Source organism: Serratia sp. Ae19-1, from assembly GCF_059801225.1.
In genome coordinates this window covers 932,127-950,179 of the sequence record NZ_JBCHWD010000002.1, presented here as the reverse complement: position 1 = coordinate 950,179, position 18,053 = coordinate 932,127, and the positions used below count along the sequence as shown (strand labels likewise).

Sequence of the window (18,053 nt, the reverse complement as noted above, 5' to 3'; positions counted from 1 at the left end):
TTTTTCAGCGCTATTTCGATGTCAGATTGAAAACATAATCACGAAATATGCATAAAAAACCAATCAAGCGCAAACGCAAAACGCCCGACGAGCGAAAAAAACGCATCGGGATTAACGGTTGAGGAAGTTATCCAGCAGCTGATGGCCCTGCTCGCTGAGCACGCTTTCCGGATGGAACTGCACGCCTTCCAACGCCAAAGCGCGGTGGCGGATGCCCATGATCTCGTCGCGCACGCCGTCGCGCTCGCTCCAGGCGGTCACTTCAAAACAGTCCGGCAGCGTCTCGGCTTTCAGCACCAGCGAGTGGTAACGGGTCACGGTCAATGGATCGCTCAGGCCGCGAAACACGCCGACGCCCAGGTGACGAATGGCCGAGGTTTTGCCGTGCATCACCGCACGGGCGCGCACCACCTCGGCGCCGAACGCCTGCCCCAGCGCCTGATGCCCCAGGCACACGCCGAGGATCGGCAGTTTGTCGGCGAAATGTCGAATGGCGGCCAGCGAGATACCCGCTTCGTTCGGGGTACAGGGGCCAGGGGAAATCACCAGATGCTGCGGCGCCAGCCGCTCGATATCGGCCAGCTGCAGCTCATCGTTGCGCTTCACCAGCACCTCGGCGCCCAATTCGCAGAAGTACTGGTAAAGGTTATAGGTAAAGGAGTCGTAGTTATCGATCAGCAGCAGCATGTTAGGTCCGGCAGAGAAAAATGCCGCCACAGTTTACTGATTTAACCCGCCGCTGCCGACGATAATTTCCGCTTACTTTTTACGGCCGCCGGTGATCGACCCCAGCACGCCGCGCAGGATCTGGCGGCCGAGATCGCGCGCCATGCTCTTGGCGGCGGTCTGGACGATGCCGTCGCGCTTGCCGCCGCGCGGGCCGGTGGAACCGAACAGCAGCTCGTTCAGGCCGTCCATCAGGCCGCCGCCCGCCTGCTGTTGTTGCTGTTGCGCCTGCGGTTGCTGCCCCTGCTGCGGGGTGCCGACGGTGGCAAATCCACCCGACGACAGCTTCTCGTAGGCGGACTCGCGATCGATCATATCCTCATAGCGGCCATACAGCGGCGACTTGTTGATTGCGCTGTTCAGCCCTTCCGCGCCAAGCATGCCCATCTTGGATTCCGGCGCGATCACCATCGCCCGCTCCACCACGTTCGGGCGGCCCTTCTCGTCGAGGAACGACACCAGCGCTTCCCCCACGCCCAGCTCGGTGATCGCCGTTTCGGCATCGAAGGCCGGGTTGGCGCGCAGGGTTTGCGCCGCCGTCTTCACCGCTTTCTGATCGCGCGGGGTAAAGGCGCGCAAAGCATGCTGTACGCGGTTGCCCAATTGGCCCAATACGCTGTCCGGAATGTCCAGCGGGTTCTGGGTGACGAAGTAAATGCCGACGCCTTTGGAGCGGATCAGGCGCACCACCTGTTCGATCTTGGTCAGCAGCGCCGCCGGCGCGTCGTTGAACAACAGGTGCGCTTCATCGAAGAAGAACACCAGCTTCGGCTGTTCGGGGTCGCCCACTTCCGGCAGGTGCTCAAACAGCTCGGCCAACAGCCATAGCAGGAACACCGAATACAGCTTCGGCTGATTGATCAGCTTGTCCGCCGCCAGCAGATTGATCACACCGTGACCGTTGGCGTCGGTTTTCATCAGATCGTTGATGTCCAGCATCGGCTCGCCGAAGAACTGGTTGGCGCCCTGTTCTTCCAGCGTCAGCAATCCACGCTGGATGGCGCCGATCGACGCGGTAGAGATATTGCCGTACTGGGTCTGGAATTGTTTGGCGTTATCGCCGACGAACTGCACCATGGCGCGCAGGTCTTTCATGTCCAGCAGCAGCAGCGCATTGTCATCGGCGATTTTGAACACCAGCTGCAGCACGCCGCTTTGCACCTCGTTCAGATCCAACAGGCGCCCCAGCAGCAACGGCCCGAGATCGGAAATCGTGGCGCGGATCGGGTGGCCTTTTTCACCGTAAATATCCCACGGGATAATGGTGCAGGCCTGCGGTTGCCAGTCGGTAACGCCGATCGCCGCCAGACGCGCCTGCAGTTTTTCGGAAGGCACGCCCTCGGCGCCGATGCCGGACAGATCGCCCTTCACATCCGAGAGGAACACCGGCACGCCGATGCGTGAGAACTGTTCGGCCATTTTCTGCAGCGTCACCGTCTTGCCGGTGCCGGTTGCCCCGGTGATCAAGCCGTGGCGGTTGGCCAACGCCGGCAAAATCACCAGATCCTGTTCCGGTTTTCCGTCTTTCATCGCTTTGGCGATAATCCGTGGTTCACTCATTTTCTGTTCCTTTGACGCTGACGCGGCGCGAAACGCGCCTGTGGATGCAATAAAGCTATAAGCGCCGCGTAACCCCGTCAAGGACAAACAAAATGGGCGCCGTCAGGGCCTGATGAATTCAGATTGCGCTTAACGTCAGAGCGTCTTTGCTTGAACAATAAAGCACCAGTGCTATAGTGAGCATTACGCTGTATATACGAGGTAAATACCATGTCTGAATCTACCGTGGTAATCCGCGTGGATGACGAGTTAAAAACCGCTTTCGCCAGCGCGGCAAAGGCCGCCGATCGCACGGCTTCGCAACTGTTGCGCGATTTCATGCGCGAGTTTGTCAGCCGCCAGGCGCAGCAGGAAGAGTACGACCAGTGGTTAAAGGAAAAGGTCGAGGTGAGCCGCAAGGCGTTGCGTGAAGGCAAGTTCGCCGACGATGAAGAGGTGGCCGCTTATTTCGCCGAACGCAGAGCTAAATCAACGCAATAAAACACAAAAGGACTTTTGTGAAACTGACATGGACGGTACCCGCCATCGCCGATCGTCTGGCGATTTATGAATGGTTGGAACTTAAAAATCCGGCCGCCGCCGCAGAAAATGATGCAAAAATCGCTGACGCGGCGGCACGCCTCGTGCATCATCCCACCAGCGGGAAAACGGGTCGGATAGCCGGCACGCGCGAGCTGGTCATCTCCCCGTCCTATCTGCTGGTCTATGAATTGGCGGCTCAACGCGTCATCATATTGGCCATCGTGCATACTCGCCGCCGGTGGCCGCCGGCATAGTCACCCCCGCAGCCCCAGTTGTTCCTTCAGCGCCTTCAAATAGCGCCGGCTGACCGGAACCGGATCGCCGGCCGACATGATCATCTCCGCCGCGCCGCCCTCTTCGAAGCGGATCTCGCGCACCTGCTCCAGATTGACCAGATACTGCCGATGGCAGCGCACCAGCGGGGTGCGGCTTTCCAGCGTGCGCAGCGTCAATTCGGTGAAACACTCCATGCCGTCGCTACGCACCACAAATACCCCGCTCAGTTTGGAACGGATCGCCAGCACCTCGTCGAACCGCAGCAGATAGATGCGGCTGTGGCCGGTACAGGGAATGTATTTCAGGTAACCGGCGCTCTCATCCAGCACCGCCACGTCCTGCGGCGCACTACGCTGCCGCAGGCGTTGCAGCGTTTTGCTCAACCGCTTCGGCTCCGCCGGCTTCAGCAGATAGTCGAAGGCATGCTCCTCGAACGCCTGCACCGCGTATTCGTCGTAGGCGGTCAGAAACACGATGTGTGGCATGCGATTGGGATCCAGCATGCCGACCATTTCCAGCCCGCTGATGCGCGGCATTTGGATATCGAGAAACACCACGTCCGGCTGTAGCCGGTGGATTTGGCTGATGGCTTCGATGGCGTTGGCGCATTCGCCGATAATCGCGATCTCCGCCTCGGCCTCCAGCAGATGGCGCAGGTTGTCGCGCGCGGAAGGTTCATCGTCAACAATCAGTGCGTTTAACATCAGGCGGCCCTCTCCATGGGGACATTGAGCGTAATGCGGGTGTAGGCGTCCGGCCGGCAATCCACCCGTACGCCATAGCCCTCGCCGTAGCGCACGCGAATGCGCTTATCCACCAGGTTCATCCCCAGCCCGCTGCAGTTCGGTTTCGGCTGGAACAGCCCGGCGTTGTCCGTCACCTGCAGCAGCAGATGCTCACCCTCACAGCAGGCACCGATTTCGATGCGTCCCACGCCCAACAGGTGCGAGGTGCCGTGCTTGATGGCGTTCTCGACGATCGGTTGCAGCGAGAACGCCGGCAGCCGCACCGCCAACAGCGCCTCCGGCAGCGATACCGCGATCTCCAGCCGATCGGCGAAGCGCGCTTTCTCGATCTGCAGATAGGCGTTCACATGTTCAATCTCGTCCGCCAGGCTGACTTCGTCATCCGAGCGTTTGAGGTTTTTGCGAAAGAACGTCGAGAGGGACTGCACCAGCTCGCAGGCGCGCTCGCCGTCGCGACGGATCACCGCCACCAGGGTATTCAGCGCATTAAACAGGAAATGCGGGTTGACCTGCGCATGCAGCAGCTTGATCTCCGACTGCGCCAGCAGCTGCTTGTGGCGCTCGTACTGTCCGGCCATGATCTGCGCCGACAGCAGGCTGGCGATGCCTTCGCCCAGCGTCCGGTTGATGGTGCTGAACAGCTGGCTTTTCGGTTCATACAGCTTGATGGTACCGATGACCCGCTGGTTTTCGCCGCGCAGCGGGATCACCAGCGTCGATCCCAGTTTGCAGGCCGGATTGATCGAGCAGCAGTAAGAGAGCTGATTGCCGTCGGCATAGACCACCTCGTTGTTGTCGATGGCGCGATGCGAATGCACCGAGGCGATCGGCGTGCCCGGCAGGTGGTGATCGTCGCCGATGCCGATGAACGCCAACAGCTTGTCGCGATCGGTGATCGCCACCGCGCCGATGCCCAGCTCCTGATAAATCACCCGGGCGACCTTCATGCTGTTTTCCTGATCGAACCCCTGCCGCAGAATGCCCTCGGTGCGCTCGGCGATCTTCAACGCCTTGGACGAAAAGGCGCTGGTGTACTTCTCGAACATGGCGCGCCTGTCCAGCAGGATTTGCATAAACATCGCCGCGCCGATGGTATTGGCGATCATCATCGGCAGCGCGATGTGTTCCACCAGCTGCAACGCCTCGTCGTAAGGGCGTACCACCGCCAGAATGATCGCCATCTGCAGCACCTCCGCCACCAGCGCCACGCCGCCGACGAACAGCGGGTTGAACAGCAGCTCGATGCGCCCGCGGCGCATGGCGATGCTGTGTACGATGCCGCCGACCAGACCTTCCGACACCGTGGAGATCGCACAAGCCACGTCGGTCATGCCGCCGAGCGTATAGCGATGCAGGCCGCCGGTCAGCCCGACCAGAAAGCCCACCGACGGCCCGCCCAGCAGCCCGCCCAGAACCGCGCCTATCGCACGGGTGTTGGCGATCGAATCCTGAATGTGCAGCCCGAAATAGGTGCCCATGATGCAGAACACCGAGAAGATCACATAGCACAGCAGCTTGTGCGGCAGGCGAATGGTCACCTGCATCAGTGGGATAAACAGCGGGGTTTTGCTCAGCAGATAGGCGATAACGAGATAGACGCACATCTGCTGCAACAGCAACAGCACCTGGTTAAATTCATACATGGCAGCAACTCATCCAGAGACAACAAAGGGCGAACGCCGGATTTCCGGTCTGGTTATTGTCTGCCGATTAGAGCATGAGGCGCGGGAGAAAACAGTGATGAAGGCAAGGCTTCACGAGGAAGGAGCGGCCGACCCCGGCGGGATCGGCCAAAAAATTTACGGCAGCACCTTGGCCGACAGAATCACCACCGGTTTGGTCGGCACATTCTGGTATGGGCCGACGTTGCCGGTTGGCACCTGAGCAATCTTGTCCACCACGTCCATGCCTTTCACCACTTTGCCGAACACCGCGTAACCGAAGTCGCGCTGGCCGTGATCCAGGAAGGCGTTATCCGCCACGTTGAGGAAGAACTGGCTGGTGGCGCTGTCCTTGTCGGCGGTGCGCGCCATCGAGATGGTGCCGCGCAGGTTGCGCAAGCCGTTGTCGGCTTCGTTCTTGATTGGCGCCTTGGTGGATTTCTGCTGCATGTCAGCGGTGAAACCGCCGCCCTGGATCATGAAGCCCGGGATCACGCGGTGGAAAATGGTGTTGTTGTAGTACCCGCTGTTCACGTAATCGACGAAGTTCTGGGTAGAAACCGGTGCCTTCTTGCTGTCGAGCGCCAATTCGATATTCCCCGCCGAGGTCGTCAGCATGACGTGGGTCTCACCGGCGGCGAGTGCGGCTGGCGCCACTGCGGTCAGGGAACACAGCGCGACGAAGGTCACTAAAGTACGTTTGAACATTAACGGGTCCTTTCTCTGAGAGACAAACAACGGAAAAGCGCTTTGATTCTAAAGAGCTGTATCGGCAAGTGCCAGCCATTTACCTATATTTACCCAATTACGGGACATATCCTAGGCGGCCCTGAATTTTGCTGCGGAAAGTATGGGCGCAGAAGACTTTTTTGCCAACCGCATCACGCATTTTTTGCCCAGCGCCGCCCTGGGGCGGTTTTTGCGATCCACCTCTCAGTTTGCACACGTATTGTCGTTACTCTATATAAATGAGAGCGCTCTCATTTTAAAAAGAACGGATACTGAGGCATTCCACGACGGCGTCGCCGCGCAACCCCTGGAGAAATGACGTGAGTGAATTGATGACTGAAATCAGCCCCGAGTTTGAAAGCACCATCATGGAACTGCTGGTGTTCTCCGGCAGCGCGCGCAGCAATGCGCTGACGGCGTTGCGACAAGCGCGCGCCGGCGACTTCGCCGCCGCAGCCAAACACATGGCCGAATCCAAAGAGTGGGTGAAGAAGGCGCACCTGATCCAGACTGAGCTGATCGGTCTGGACGAAGGCTGCGGCAAGTTGGCGATCAACCTGATCACCGTGCATGCGCAGGATCATCTGATGAACGCCATGGTGATCCAGGATCTGGCCGAGGACATGATCGAGCTCTATCGCCGCCAGTCGCAGATGGAGGGCCGCCCATGAACGCGCTCAAAATCGCCGTGATCGGCGGCGGCAGCAGCTATACCCCCGAGCTGGTCGATGGGCTGATCCAACGCATCGAGGAACTGCCGGTCACCGAACTGGCGTTGGTGGACGTCGAACCGGGCCGGCAAAAAGTGGAAATCATCGCCGCCCTGACCCGCCGCATGCTGGCGCGCCACGGGCTGGAGCAGGTGAAGGTCAGCGTGCACTTCGCGCTGGACGAGGCGATTCGCGGCGCCGCTTTCGTGCTGACCCAGTTCCGCGTCGGGCAACTACCGGCGCGCGCCGCCGACGAACGGCTGGGCCTGAAATACCAGCTGCTCGGTCAGGAGACCACCGGCGTCGGCGGCTTCGCCAAAGCGCTGCGCACCATCCCGGTGATGCTGGATATTGCCCGCCGGGTGGAAAAACTGGCGCCGGACGCCTGGATCATCAACTTCACCAACCCGGCCGGCATCGTCACCGAGGCGGTATCCCGCTTCACCAAGGCGAAGATCATCGGCCTGTGCAACGTACCGATCAGCATGCACCACATGATCGCCAACATGCTGCAGGCGCCCTACGCCGATGTGCAGCTGCGATTCGCCGGTCTGAACCACATGGTCTGGGTGCATCAGGTCACGCAGCAGGGACACGACGTCACCGCCAAGGTGATCGACATGCTGTGCGACGGCGCGGCGCTGACCATGAACAACATCAAGGAAGAGCCCTGGCAGCCGGACTTCCTGCGCGCGCTCGGCGCCATCCCCTGCCCGTATCATCGCTATTTTTACCAGACCCGCGAGATGCTGGCGGAAGAGATGGCCGCCGCCGGCGAGCGCGGCACCCGCGCGGAACAGGTGATGCAGGTGGAAAAAGAGCTGTTCGAGCTGTATGCCGATCCGCAGCTGAACACGAAACCGGAGCAGCTCAGCTTCCGCGGCGGTTCTTTCTATTCCGAAGTTGCGCTGGAGCTGATTCGTGCTATCCATAATAATCTCGGCACGCAATTAGTGGTCAACACCGCAAACCGCGGCGCAATCCATGGCCTGCCGGACGATGCTGTGATAGAAATCAACTGTATCGTCGATGCCCAGGGCGCGCATCCGCTGACTTTCGGCCCGCTGCCGGAACCGATGCAGGCGCTGACGCAGCAGGTAAAAGCCTACGAACGCCTGACCATCGAAGCTGCGGTGCACGGCGATCGCCGCAGCGGGTTGCTGGCGCTGATCGCTAATCCGCTGGTGGGCAACGCCAATCTGGCGCAGCCGCTGCTGGACGAAGTGTTGGCGATCAACGCGCCGTATTTGCCGCAGTTCAGGTAAGCGCTTAAGCGCAGCCAGACAAGGGTTCGGCGCGCCGAACCCCTTTTTTTAGCCGTAATCAGGAGTTGGACGATGGTGACACTGGAAGATGTCGCGGCGTTGGCGGGCGTATCGCGCGCCACCGTATCGCGCGTGGTGAACGGCGACAGCAACGTCAAGGCGCCGACCCGCGAGAAGGTTGAACGCGCCGTCGCCCAGCTCGGTTACACCCCCAATCCGGCGGCCCGCGCGCTCGCCTCCAGTCACAGCAATACCCTCGGGCTGGTCACCACCTCGTATCGCGGCGGTTTCTTCGGCGCGCTGATGGACTTCGTACAGACCGAGGCCGAATCCCACGGCAAGCAGTTGCTGGTGACCCAGGGCCGCAACAGCGCCGAAAACGAATGGCAGGCGGTGCAGCGGTTATTTAGCCTGCGCTGCGACGGCGTGATCCTGCACGTGCGCTTCCTCAGCGACGACAGGCTGCGTCAGCTGGCGGCGGAGCAACGTCATTTCGTGTTGCTCGATCGCCTGGTGCCTGGGCTGGAGGCCCGCTGCGTCACCTTCGATCACCCGCTCGCCAGCCGCATGGCGACGCAACAGCTGCTCGATGCCGGGCACCGGCGCATCGCCTGCATCAGCGGCCCGCGCGAGCGCCCGTCGAGCCGCCTGCGGCTGCAGGGGTTTGAGGAAGCCATGCAGGCGGCGAACATCGAACCGTTGGCCTGCCTGGAAGGTGTCTACGATCTGGAAAGCGGTTATCGCTGTGCCGATCGGCTGCTGCGGCAAGACGCGCGGCCCAGCGCCATCTACTGCTGCAACGAAGAGATGGCGATCGGCGCCCTGCTGGCGATCAACGAGCATCGTTTGCGGGTGCCGCAAGATATCTCGTTGATCTGCTACGACAGCGGCGAACGCGCGCCTTTCGTGCGCCCGGCGCTGAGCAGCGTACATTTTCCCATCAGCGAGATGGCGCAATACGCTGCGCGGCTGTTGATCGATCCCGCCACTCCGGCGCGCCGTTTTGAGCCGGCGATTATCAACCGCGATTCTATTGTGACTGCGCGCAAATAGATCACAACAACAGGCATCAGCCTTTCATAAATTGCATCAAAAAATCGACAGCCATCACAAAAAATCCCGTTGTCTGTGCTAGGATCCGCCCCCTGGCGGCCTGATCGGGACTTTTCTGCTTTGCCGGGAAAAGCCAGCGGCCTTATGCCAGCGTTAAAACCTCTAACAGACATATTCAGGCCTATACAATGAATGACAGTAACCGCATACGGCTTACCTGGATCAGCTTCTTTTCATACGCGCTGACCGGTGCTTTAGTGATCGTCACAGGGATGGTGATGGGAAACATTGCAGAGTACTTTAATCTGCCGGTTTCCAGCATGAGTAACACCTTTACTTTCCTCAACGCCGGCATTTTGATTTCGATCTTCCTCAATGCCTGGCTGATGGAAATCATCCCGCTGAAGCGTCAGCTGATCTTCGGCTTTGTCCTGATGGTGCTGGCGGTCGCAGGCCTGATGCTCGGCAAGAGCCTGACCATGTTCTCGCTGTGCATGTTTATCCTCGGCGTGGTTAGCGGTATCACCATGTCGATCGGCACCTTCCTGATCACCCACATGTATGCCGGCCGCCAGCGTGGCTCGCGCCTGCTGTTCACCGACTCCTTCTTCAGCATGGCCGGTATGATCTTCCCGATCGTCGCCGCGATGCTGCTGGCCCGCCATATCGGCTGGTACTGGGTTTATGCCTGCATCGGCCTGCTGTACGTGGCGATCTTCGTGCTGACCCTGTGCTCCGAATTCCCGGTGCTGGGCAAGAAAGGCGCCGATGCTGGTCAGCCGGTCGAGAAAGAAAAGTGGGGTATCGGCGTGCTGTTCCTGTCGATCGCCGCGCTGTGCTACATCCTCGGCCAGTTGGGCTTCATTCAGTGGGTGCCTGAGTACGCCACCAAGTCCTTCAACATGGACATCGGCCAGGCCGGTAAGCTGGTGAGCGACTTCTGGACCTCTTACATGGTCGGCATGTGGGTGTTCAGCTTCATCCTGCGCTTCTTCGATCTGCAGCGCATCGTCACCGTGTTGGCCGCACTGGCTACCGGCGCGATGTACCTGTTCGTCAGCACCGACAATCCGGAGCACCTGGGCTACTACATCATGGCTCTGGGCTTCGTTTCCAGCGCCATCTACACCACGCTGATCACCCTCGGCTCGCTGCAGACCAAGGTCTCCTCACCGAAGCTGGTCAACTTTATCCTGACCTGCGGCACCATCGGTACCATGCTGACCTTCGTGGTCACCGGCCCGATCGTCGCGAAAGGTGGCGCGCACGCGGCGCTGACCACCGCCAACGGCCTGTACCTGGCGGTGTTCGTGATGTGTCTGCTGCTGGGCTTCGTGACCAAGCACCGCAGCCACGGTCATGTGACGCACTAACGTCTTCGCATCAGATGCACCCAGGGCGCCCGCAAGGCGCCCTTTTTTATGTACATTTTTCACACTTGATTATACATTGTTTATACATGAACAATGGAGAGGGATTGCTCATGAAAGTCTCTATCAAAAAATGGGGCAACAGCGCGGGAATGCTGGTGCCCTCAGCGCTAATGAACGAGCTGGAACTACAGGTAGGTCAGGAAATGGACATGCAGGTTATCGATGGAGCGTTGGTCATTAAGCCGGTTAAGAAACGCTATTCACTGCAGCAATTGCTCGATGGCTGCGACGGTGAAGCGCCGGCCGCCGCAGATGACAGCTGGGAACACATGCCGTCGGCGGGGAAAGAAGTATGGTGAAGCGCCCCGTTTTTCAGCGCGGAGATCTTATCCGGGTCAGCCTGAATCCCGTGGTTGGCCGTGAGCAACAAGGCGACTTTCGTCCGGCACTGGTGCTGTCTCCCCGCGAATTCAATGCGCTGGGCATGGTATTGGTCGCCCCCATTTCCCAAGGGGCGAATTTTGCCCGTACAGCGGGTTTCACCGTCAGCCTGAGCGGGAGTGGCACCGCAACGCAGGGCGTCATCTTGATCAATCAGGTTCGCATGATGGATCTGGCCGGGCGCAGCGCGCAATTCGTCGAGCATGCCCCCGGCGAAGTCATCGCCGATGCACTGGCGCGGCTTCAGGCGATCATCGACTAACGCCGAAAATCCACCGTCTCATCCTGCTGCAGATGCAGCGTTGTTTCCGCTGGCCGCGTCTCGGCGATCACTGCCCCCTGGCGGATCGAATAACGCACCGGCGTCTGGCGGCGCACCGCATCGAAGCCGCTTTCCGCCGGCAGGATCACCAGGTTGGCGCTGTTGCCGGCCGCCAGACCGTAGTCGCTCAGGTTAAGGGTGCGCGCGCTGTGGCTGGTGATCAGCTTCAACCCGTCGTCGATCTGACCATAACCCATCAGCTGACACACGTGCAGCCCCATATGCAGCACCTGCAGCATGTTGGCAGTGCCGAGCGGGTACCAGGGATCGAACACGTCGTCGTGGCCAAAGCAAACGTTGATCTCAGCCTCCAGCATCTCCTTCACCCGCGTCACGCCGCGCCGTTTCGGGTAGCTGTCGAAACGCCCCTGCAGATGAATATTCACCAGCGGGTTGGCGACGAAGTTGATGCCGGACATTTTCAGCAGGCGGAATAGCCGCGAGGCGTAAGCGCCGTTGTAAGAGTGCATCGCCGTGGTGTGGCTGGCGGTGACTTTCGCCCCCATCTCCAGCTTCAGCGCCAGCGCCGCCACGGTCTCGACGAAGCGCGATTGCTCGTCGTCGATCTCATCGCAGTGCACGTCCACCAGCCGATCGTATTTTTGCGCCAGCGCGAAAGCCTTGTGCAGCGACTCCACGCCGTACTCGCGGGTGAATTCGAAATGCGGAATGGCGCCCACCACGTCGGCCCCCAACCGCAGCGCTTCTTCCAGCAGCGCTTCGCCGTTGGGATAAGAGAGGATCCCCTCCTGCGGGAAGGCGACGATCTGCAGCGTCACCCAGGGCGCCACCTCCTGTTTCACCTCCAGCATGGCGCGCAGCGCAGTCAGCGTGGGATCGGAGACGTCGACGTGGGTGCGCACATACTGCACGCCGTTGGCAATCTGCCACTTGAGGGTTTGCCAGGCGCGCTGCTTGACGTCTTCATGGGTCAACAGCGCTTTGCGTTCGGCCCAGCGCTCGATGCCTTCGAACAGCGTGCCGGACTGGTTCCATGCCGGCTGGCCGGCGGTTTGCGTGGTATCCAGGTGAATATGCGGTTCGACGAACGCCGGCAGCGCCAGCCCGCCCTGCGCATCCAGCACGTCGCTGCGCCACTCCTGCCCTTCCGGCTGCGGCACCAGATGCGCAATGCGCCCCTGCTCAATCGCCAATTGCCACAATCCTTCATGCCCGCTTAAACGCAGGTTGTCGATAAACTTCAATGGACGTTTCGCCACCCTTCACCTCTGCCGTTGCGCTGGTTTTCTTCATCATACTGGCAGCGGATCGCGCTGACAAAGTCGCCGTTTCGCTCCTACCTCCTGCGGCTACCCCCTGCGGGGTAATTGGCATGCTAACTGACTCGCTTCAGCTAAAGGTGAATAAAATCCGCAACTTATCAAAAATCGTGAAAAATCATCCATATACCACGTTAGAGGTATATAAGAGTGTGATTGATTTGCATCAATAAATTGCCCATCGGGAGAGATAAGGTAAGCCTAGGAAACCAGAATTTTGAGGCAATAATGAGCAGAGTCAAACTTGCCGTCGTCGGCAATGGCATGGTCGGCCACCGGTTCATCGAAGATCTGTTGGATAAAGCAGACAAAGACCAGTTCGAAATCACCGTATTTTGCGAAGAGCCGCGCATCGCTTACGATCGCGTGCATCTCTCTTCCTACTTCTCGCACCACACCGCCGAAGAGCTGTCGCTGGTGCGCGAAGGCTTTTACGAAAAACACGGCGTGAAGGTGCTGATCGGCGAGCGCGCCATCACCATCAATCGCGACGAGAAGGTCATCCACTCCAACACCGGCCGCACCGTCTATTACGACAAGCTGATCATGGCCACCGGCTCTTACCCGTGGATCCCGCCGATTAAAGGCTCGGATAGCCAGGACTGCTTCGTTTACCGCACCATCGAAGACCTGAATGCCATCGAAGCCTGCGCGCGCCGCAGCAAACGCGGCGCGGTGGTCGGCGGCGGGCTGCTGGGGCTGGAGGCCGCCGGCGCGCTGAAAAGCCTGGGGGTGGAAACGCACGTGATCGAGTTCGCTCCGGTGCTGATGGCCGAACAGCTCGACCCGATGGGCGGCGACCAGCTGCGCCGCAAGATCGAACGCATGGGCGTCAAGGTGCACACCGGCAAGAATACCCAGGAGATCGTCAACGGCGGCGGCACGGCGCGTAAAACCCTGCATTTCGCCGACGGCAGCCTGCTGGAAGTGGATTTCATCGTGTTCTCCACCGGCATCCGCGCCCAGGACAAGCTGGCGCGCCAGTGCGGGCTGGAGATCGGCCGCCGCGGCGGCATCGCCATCAACGACAGCTGCCAGACGTCGGATCCGAACGTCTACGCCATCGGTGAGTGCGCCGCCTGGCGCGATCGCACCTTCGGCCTGGTGGCGCCGGGTTACAAAATGGCGCAGGTGGCCGCCGATCACCTGCTGGGCCGCGAAAACGGCTTCCAGGGCGCCGACATGAGCGCCAAGCTGAAGCTGCTGGGCGTGGACGTCGGCGGCATCGGCGATGCCCATGGCCGCACCGAAGGCGCCCGCAGCTACGTCTATCTGGATGAAAACAAAGAAGTCTACAAACGCCTCATCGTCAGCGCCGACAGCAAAACCCTGCTCGGCGCGGTGCTGGTGGGCGACACCAGCGACTACGGCAACCTGCTGCAGCTGGCGCTGAACGGCATCGAACTGCCGGAGAACCCGGACGGCCTGATCCTGCCGGCCCATGCGGGCAGCAAACCGGCCATCGGCGTGGATTCGCTGCCGGAAAGCGCGCAGATCTGCTCCTGCTTCGACGTCAGCAAAGGCGACATCATTCAGGCGGTCAACAAAGGTTGCCACACCGTGGCGGCGCTGAAAGCCGAAACCAAGGCCGGCACCGGCTGCGGCGGCTGCATCCCGCTGCTCACCCAGGTGTTGAACGCCGAGCTGAGCAAGCAAGGCATCGAGGTCAACCACCACCTGTGCGAACACTTCGCCTATTCACGCCAGGAGCTGTTCCACCTGATCCGCGTCGAAGGCATCAAGTCGTTCGAGGCGTTGCTGGCCAAATACGGCAAAGGCTACGGCTGCGAAGTCTGTAAGCCGACCGTCGGCTCGCTGTTGGCCTCGTGCTGGAACGAATACGTTCTCAAGCCGCAGCATACGCCACTGCAGGATACCAACGACAACTTCCTCGGCAATATCCAGAAAGACGGCACCTATTCGGTGATCCCGCGCTCCGCCGGCGGCGAAATCACCCCGGACGGCCTGCTGGCCATCGGCCAAATCGCCAAGGAGTACAACCTCTACACCAAAATGACCGGCTCACAGCGCATCGGTATGTTTGGCGCGCAGAAAGACGACCTGCCTGCCATCTGGAGCAAGCTGCTCGCCGCCGGCTTTGAAACCGGCCACGCATACGCCAAGGCGCTGCGCATGGCGAAAACCTGCGTCGGCAGCACCTGGTGCCGCTACGGCGTCGGCGACAGCGTCGGCTTCGGCGTCACGCTGGAGCACCGTTACAAAGGCATCCGCACCCCGCACAAAATGAAGTTCGGCGTCTCGGGCTGCACCCGTGAATGCGCCGAAGCGCAGGGCAAGGACGTCGGCATCATCGCCACCGAGAACGGCTGGAACCTGTATGTCTGCGGCAACGGCGGCATGAAACCGCGCCACGCCGACCTGCTGGCTGCCGACCTCGATCGCGAGACCCTGGTGCGTTACCTCGACCGCTTCATGATGTTCTATATCCGCACCGCCGATAAGCTGCAGCGCACCTCGGTGTGGCTGGAAAGCCTGGAAGGCGGCATCGATTACCTGCGCAAGGTGATCGTCGACGACAAGCTCGGCATCAACGATCAATTGGAAGCGGAGATCGCCCGCCTGCGCGACGCAGTGATCTGCGAGTGGAGAGAGACCGTCGAGCATCCGGAAACGCAGCTGCGCTTCGCCCACTTCATCAACAGCCCGCTGCGCGATCCGAACGTGCAGGTGGTGGCCGAACGCGACCAGCACCGCCCGGCGCGCCCGGACGAGCGTATCCCCGTCACCCTGATCGATACCGAGGAGAGCCACGCATGAGCCAGTGGATTACCGTTTGTCCCGTCGCCGACATCCTGCCAGGCACCGGCGTGTGCGCCCTGATCGGCGATCGGCAGGTGGCGGTGTTCCGCCCCTATGCCGACGAACAGGTGTTCGCCATCAGCAATATCGACCCGTTCGCCCAGGCCAGCGTGCTGTCGCGCGGGCTGATCGCCGAACATCAAGGCGAGTTGTGGGTCGCCAGCCCGCTGAAGAAGCAGCATTTCCGCCTGTACGACGGCCACTGCCTGGAAGATGACAGCCGTTCCGTCGCCAGCTTCGCCAGCCGGGTGGTCGACGGCATCGTGCAAGTCGCGGCATAACCTTTCGGGAGGCCACATGTTTACCGACACCCTCAACAAATGTGCCGTCAACGCGGCGCGCATCGTCCGCCTGGCGAAGGAGAGCCCGCTCGGTTTCTGGATCAGCTCGGCGATGGCCGGCGCCTACGTCGGCCTCGGCATCATCCTGATCTTCACCCTCGGCAATCTGGTCGATCCAGGCGTGCGGCCGCTGGTGATGGGCGCCACCTTCGGCATCGCGCTGACGCTGGTGATCATCGCCGGTTCCGAGCTGTTCACCGGCCATACGATGTTCCTGACGCTCGGCGTCAAGGCCGGCACCATCCGCCAGAGCCAGATGTGGGCGGTGCTGCCGCAAACCTGGCTCGGCAACCTGCTCGGCTCGGTGCTGGTGGCGCTGATGTATTACTACGGCGGCGGCAGCCTGCTGCCGGTGGATACCAGCCTGGTGCACAGCGCCGCGCTGGCGAAAACCACCACGACGGCCGAAGTGCTGTTCTTCAAGGGCGTACTGTGCAACTGGCTGGTTTGCCTGGCGATTTGGATGGCGATCCGCGTTGAAGGCGCCGCCAGGTTCATCGCCATCTGGTGGTGCCTGCTGGCCTTCATCGCCTCGGGTTATGAGCACTCCGTCGCCAATATGACGCTGTTCGCCCTCTCTTGGTTCGGCAACCACAGCGAGGCCTATACCCTCGCCGGCATCGGCCACAACCTGCTGTGGGTGACGCTGGGCAATATCCTGTCCGGCTCGGTGCTGATGGGCCTGGGTTATTGGTACGCCACACCGCGCGCCGAACGCCCGCAGGTGGCGAAAGCCGCCGCACGTCAGACCGCCTGAGTTTTCGGGGGCGCCTTTCGCCCCCGCACTGATTATCCCGAGGAGTGCCGATGGACTACCTGCCGATTTTCTGCCAACTGCAACATAAAGCCTGCCTGCTGGTCGGCGGCGGCGAGATAGCCGAACGCAAAGCGCGCCTGCTGCTGGACGCCGGCGCGGCGCTGACCGTCAACGCCCTGGAGTTCACCCCGCAGTTCCGCCAATGGGCGGAAGAAGGCCTGGTGACGCTGACCGAAGGCGAATTCAACCCAAGCCTGTTGGCGGAAAAATGGCTGGTGATCGCCGCCACCGATCGGCTGGAAGTCAACGCGCTGGTGTACCAATGCGCCAACCAGCAGCGGGTATTCTGCAACGTGGTCGATGACCCGAAACGCGCCAGCTTTATCATGCCGTCGATCATCGATCGTTCGCCGATCATGGTGGCGGTATCCTCCGGTGGCAAAGCGCCGGTATTAGCACGGCTGCTGCGCGAGAAGCTGGAGGCGATGTTGCCGCAGCACCTCGGAAAACTGGCCCAGTTAGGCGGTTCGCTGCGGCAGCGGGTAAAACGACGCTTCAGCAGCCTCGGCGCGCGTCGTCGCTTTTGGGAACGGTTGTTCGCCCACGATCGGCTAGCGCAGTCGCTGGCCAACGACGACGCCGCGCTGGCTGAACGCCAGCTCGAGCAGCTGTTCAGCGAACAGCCGGAAGATCGCGGTGAAGTGGTACTGGTGGGCGCCGGGCCAGGCGATGCCGGCTTGCTGACGCTGAAAGGGCTGCAGCAGATCCAGCAGGCCGACGTGGTGGTTTATGACCGGCTGGTCTCTGAAGATATCATGACGCTGGTGCGCCGCGACGCCGAGCGCATCTTCGTCGGCAAACGCGCCGGCCACCACTGCGTGCCGCAGGAGCAGATCAACCAAATCCTGCTGCAGCAGGCGTTGCAAGGCAAACGCGTGGTGCGCCTGAAAGGGGGCGATCCCTTTATCTTCGGCCGCGGCGGCGAAGAGCTGGAGACGCTGGCAGACGCCAACGTGCCATTCTCGGTGGTGCCAGGCATTACCGCCGCCTCTGGCTGTTCTGCCTACAGCGGCATCCCGCTCACCCACCGCGACCACGCGCAGAGCGTGCGCCTGGTGACCGGCCACGCCAAAGCCGACGGTGGATTGGACTGGGCGACGCTGGCTGCCGGGCAACAGACGCTGGTGTTTTATATGGGGCTATCGCAAGCGGCGGAGATCCAACGCCAGCTGATCGCTAACGGCCTGCCGGCCGCCACGCCGGTGGCGCTGGTGGAAAACGGTACCTCCTGCCGTCAGCGAGTGATCGAAGGCGAGCTCGGCCAACTGGGCGCCTTGGCCCTGCAGGCCGCCAGTCCCAGCCTGATCATCGTCGGCAGCGTGGTCAGCCTGCGCGGCAAGCTCAATTGGTTCGCCAACGAGGCAGCGCCCGCCAGTCTGGCGCAAATGGCGTGATAGCGACGTAAAAAAAG

At 61.0% G+C, this 18,053-nt stretch carries 18 protein-coding genes; 12 read left to right on the top strand and 6 right to left on the bottom strand.

Features of this window, described 5'->3' with window-relative positions; all coding sequences use genetic code 11:
- Positions 1-111 precede the first annotated feature (111 nt).
- Positions 112-687, bottom strand: a complete 576-nt coding sequence (locus AAIE04_RS09750) for an aminodeoxychorismate synthase component II (RefSeq protein ID WP_498576852.1) — start codon at positions 685-687, stop codon at positions 112-114.
- Positions 688-759: 72 nt separating this feature from the next.
- Positions 760-2,286 (bottom strand): helicase HerA-like domain-containing protein, encoded by a 1,527-nt coding sequence (locus AAIE04_RS09745; RefSeq protein ID WP_019456142.1) that lies wholly within the window; start codon positions 2,284-2,286, stop codon positions 760-762.
- A 210-nt stretch (positions 2,287-2,496) separates the two neighbouring features.
- On the opposite strand from AAIE04_RS09745, the gene AAIE04_RS09740 reads away from it, so the two are divergent.
- Together AAIE04_RS09740 and AAIE04_RS09735 are read left to right on the top strand one after the other, a co-directional pair.
- Positions 2,497-2,766: a hypothetical protein gene (locus tag AAIE04_RS09740; RefSeq protein ID WP_004930356.1), complete on the top strand. Its 270-nt coding sequence runs from the start codon at positions 2,497-2,499 to the stop codon at positions 2,764-2,766.
- A 17-nt stretch (positions 2,767-2,783) separates the two neighbouring features.
- Positions 2,784-3,062 (top strand): type II toxin-antitoxin system RelE/ParE family toxin, encoded by a 279-nt coding sequence (locus tag AAIE04_RS09735; protein ID WP_015379287.1) that lies wholly within the window; start codon positions 2,784-2,786, stop codon positions 3,060-3,062.
- Here the strand turns inward: AAIE04_RS09735 and btsR are convergent, their stop codons facing one another.
- From btsR to ppiA, 3 genes are all read right to left on the bottom strand, one after another.
- Positions 3,063-3,788 carry a two-component system response regulator BtsR gene (gene btsR, locus AAIE04_RS09730; protein ID WP_019456143.1) on the bottom strand — a complete coding sequence of 242 codons (726 nt, stop codon included), beginning with the start codon at positions 3,786-3,788 and terminating at the stop codon, positions 3,063-3,065.
- Complete coding sequence (locus AAIE04_RS09725; protein ID WP_498576851.1) at positions 3,788-5,473, bottom strand: LytS/YhcK type 5TM receptor domain-containing protein; 1,686 nt, start codon at positions 5,471-5,473, stop codon at positions 3,788-3,790. The genes btsR and AAIE04_RS09725 overlap by 1 nt, the downstream gene beginning before the upstream one ends.
- 156 nt (positions 5,474-5,629) lie before the next feature.
- Positions 5,630-6,199, bottom strand: coding sequence for a peptidylprolyl isomerase A (ppiA, locus tag AAIE04_RS09720; protein ID WP_019456145.1), 570 nt, complete (start codon positions 6,197-6,199; stop codon positions 5,630-5,632).
- 353 nt (positions 6,200-6,552) lie between these two features.
- Between ppiA and AAIE04_RS09715 the strand changes: the two genes are divergently transcribed.
- The 6 genes from AAIE04_RS09715 (at position 6,553) to AAIE04_RS09690 (ending at position 11,324) form a co-directional block, all read left to right on the top strand.
- The gene (locus tag AAIE04_RS09715; protein ID WP_019456147.1) at positions 6,553-6,891 is read left to right on the top strand and encodes a PTS lactose/cellobiose transporter subunit IIA; all 339 of its coding nucleotides are present in this window, start codon (positions 6,553-6,555) and stop codon (positions 6,889-6,891) included.
- A complete protein-coding gene (locus tag AAIE04_RS09710; RefSeq protein ID WP_498576850.1) occupies positions 6,888-8,195 on the top strand; it encodes a 6-phospho-beta-glucosidase in 1,308 nt (435 codons plus the stop codon). Before AAIE04_RS09715 ends, AAIE04_RS09710 begins: the two co-directional genes overlap by 4 nt.
- A 72-nt stretch (positions 8,196-8,267) precedes the next feature.
- Complete coding sequence (locus AAIE04_RS09705) at positions 8,268-9,248, top strand: LacI family DNA-binding transcriptional regulator (protein WP_019456149.1); 981 nt, start codon at positions 8,268-8,270, stop codon at positions 9,246-9,248.
- Between the two features lie 188 nt (positions 9,249-9,436).
- Positions 9,437-10,621, top strand: coding sequence for an MFS transporter TsgA (gene tsgA / locus AAIE04_RS09700; protein WP_004930336.1), 1,185 nt, complete (start codon positions 9,437-9,439; stop codon positions 10,619-10,621).
- Positions 10,622-10,731: 110 nt separating this feature from the next.
- Positions 10,732-10,980: an AbrB/MazE/SpoVT family DNA-binding domain-containing protein gene (locus AAIE04_RS09695; RefSeq protein WP_198637136.1), complete on the top strand. Its 249-nt coding sequence runs from the start codon at positions 10,732-10,734 to the stop codon at positions 10,978-10,980.
- Complete coding sequence (locus AAIE04_RS09690; RefSeq protein WP_019456151.1) at positions 10,974-11,324, top strand: type II toxin-antitoxin system ChpB family toxin; 351 nt, start codon at positions 10,974-10,976, stop codon at positions 11,322-11,324. The genes AAIE04_RS09695 and AAIE04_RS09690 overlap by 7 nt, the downstream gene beginning before the upstream one ends.
- Here the strand turns inward: AAIE04_RS09690 and AAIE04_RS09685 are convergent.
- Positions 11,321-12,589 carry a cytosine deaminase gene (locus AAIE04_RS09685; protein WP_202637660.1) on the bottom strand — a complete coding sequence of 423 codons (1,269 nt, stop codon included), beginning with the start codon at positions 12,587-12,589 and terminating at the stop codon, positions 11,321-11,323. The genes AAIE04_RS09690 and AAIE04_RS09685 overlap by 4 nt on opposite strands.
- A 303-nt stretch (positions 12,590-12,892) precedes the next feature.
- Between AAIE04_RS09685 and nirB the strand changes: the two genes are divergently transcribed.
- The 4 genes from nirB to cysG are packed head-to-tail and all read left to right on the top strand — an operon-like array spanning position 12,893 to position 18,036.
- On the top strand, positions 12,893-15,442 hold the full coding sequence (nirB, locus tag AAIE04_RS09680; RefSeq protein ID WP_498576849.1) for a nitrite reductase large subunit NirB: 2,550 nt from the start codon (positions 12,893-12,895) through the stop codon (positions 15,440-15,442).
- Positions 15,439-15,765 (top strand): nitrite reductase small subunit NirD, encoded by a 327-nt coding sequence (nirD, locus tag AAIE04_RS09675; RefSeq protein WP_019456155.1) that lies wholly within the window; start codon positions 15,439-15,441, stop codon positions 15,763-15,765. The genes nirB and nirD overlap by 4 nt, the downstream gene beginning before the upstream one ends.
- A 16-nt stretch (positions 15,766-15,781) precedes the next feature.
- Positions 15,782-16,582, top strand: coding sequence for a nitrite transporter NirC (nirC, locus tag AAIE04_RS09670; RefSeq protein ID WP_309530702.1), 801 nt, complete (start codon positions 15,782-15,784; stop codon positions 16,580-16,582).
- 50 nt (positions 16,583-16,632) lie between these two features.
- Positions 16,633-18,036, top strand: a complete 1,404-nt coding sequence (gene cysG, locus AAIE04_RS09665; RefSeq protein WP_498576848.1) for a siroheme synthase CysG — start codon at positions 16,633-16,635, stop codon at positions 18,034-18,036.
- Positions 18,037-18,053 lie beyond the last annotated feature (17 nt).

Coding starts and splice junctions, on each gene's coding strand:
- AAIE04_RS09750 (WP_498576852.1), bottom strand. CDS start 687: ATGCTGCTGCTGATCGATAACTACGACTCCTTTACCTATAACCTTTAC.
- AAIE04_RS09745 (WP_019456142.1), bottom strand. CDS start 2,286: ATGAGTGAACCACGGATTATCGCCAAAGCGATGAAAGACGGAAAACCG.
- AAIE04_RS09740 (WP_004930356.1), top strand. CDS start 2,497: ATGTCTGAATCTACCGTGGTAATCCGCGTGGATGACGAGTTAAAAACC.
- btsR (WP_019456143.1), bottom strand. CDS start 3,788: ATGTTAAACGCACTGATTGTTGACGATGAACCTTCCGCGCGCGACAAC.
- AAIE04_RS09725 (WP_498576851.1), bottom strand. CDS start 5,473: ATGTATGAATTTAACCAGGTGCTGTTGCTGTTGCAGCAGATGTGCGTC.
- ppiA (WP_019456145.1), bottom strand. CDS start 6,199: ATGTTCAAACGTACTTTAGTGACCTTCGTCGCGCTGTGTTCCCTGACC.
- AAIE04_RS09715 (WP_019456147.1), top strand. CDS start 6,553: ATGACTGAAATCAGCCCCGAGTTTGAAAGCACCATCATGGAACTGCTG.
- AAIE04_RS09710 (WP_498576850.1), top strand. CDS start 6,888: ATGAACGCGCTCAAAATCGCCGTGATCGGCGGCGGCAGCAGCTATACC.
- AAIE04_RS09705 (WP_019456149.1), top strand. CDS start 8,268: ATGGTGACACTGGAAGATGTCGCGGCGTTGGCGGGCGTATCGCGCGCC.
- tsgA (WP_004930336.1), top strand. CDS start 9,437: ATGAATGACAGTAACCGCATACGGCTTACCTGGATCAGCTTCTTTTCA.
- AAIE04_RS09695 (WP_198637136.1), top strand. CDS start 10,732: ATGAAAGTCTCTATCAAAAAATGGGGCAACAGCGCGGGAATGCTGGTG.
- AAIE04_RS09690 (WP_019456151.1), top strand. CDS start 10,974: ATGGTGAAGCGCCCCGTTTTTCAGCGCGGAGATCTTATCCGGGTCAGC.
- nirB (WP_498576849.1), top strand. CDS start 12,893: ATGAGCAGAGTCAAACTTGCCGTCGTCGGCAATGGCATGGTCGGCCAC.
- nirD (WP_019456155.1), top strand. CDS start 15,439: ATGAGCCAGTGGATTACCGTTTGTCCCGTCGCCGACATCCTGCCAGGC.
- nirC (WP_309530702.1), top strand. CDS start 15,782: ATGTTTACCGACACCCTCAACAAATGTGCCGTCAACGCGGCGCGCATC.
- cysG (WP_498576848.1), top strand. CDS start 16,633: ATGGACTACCTGCCGATTTTCTGCCAACTGCAACATAAAGCCTGCCTG.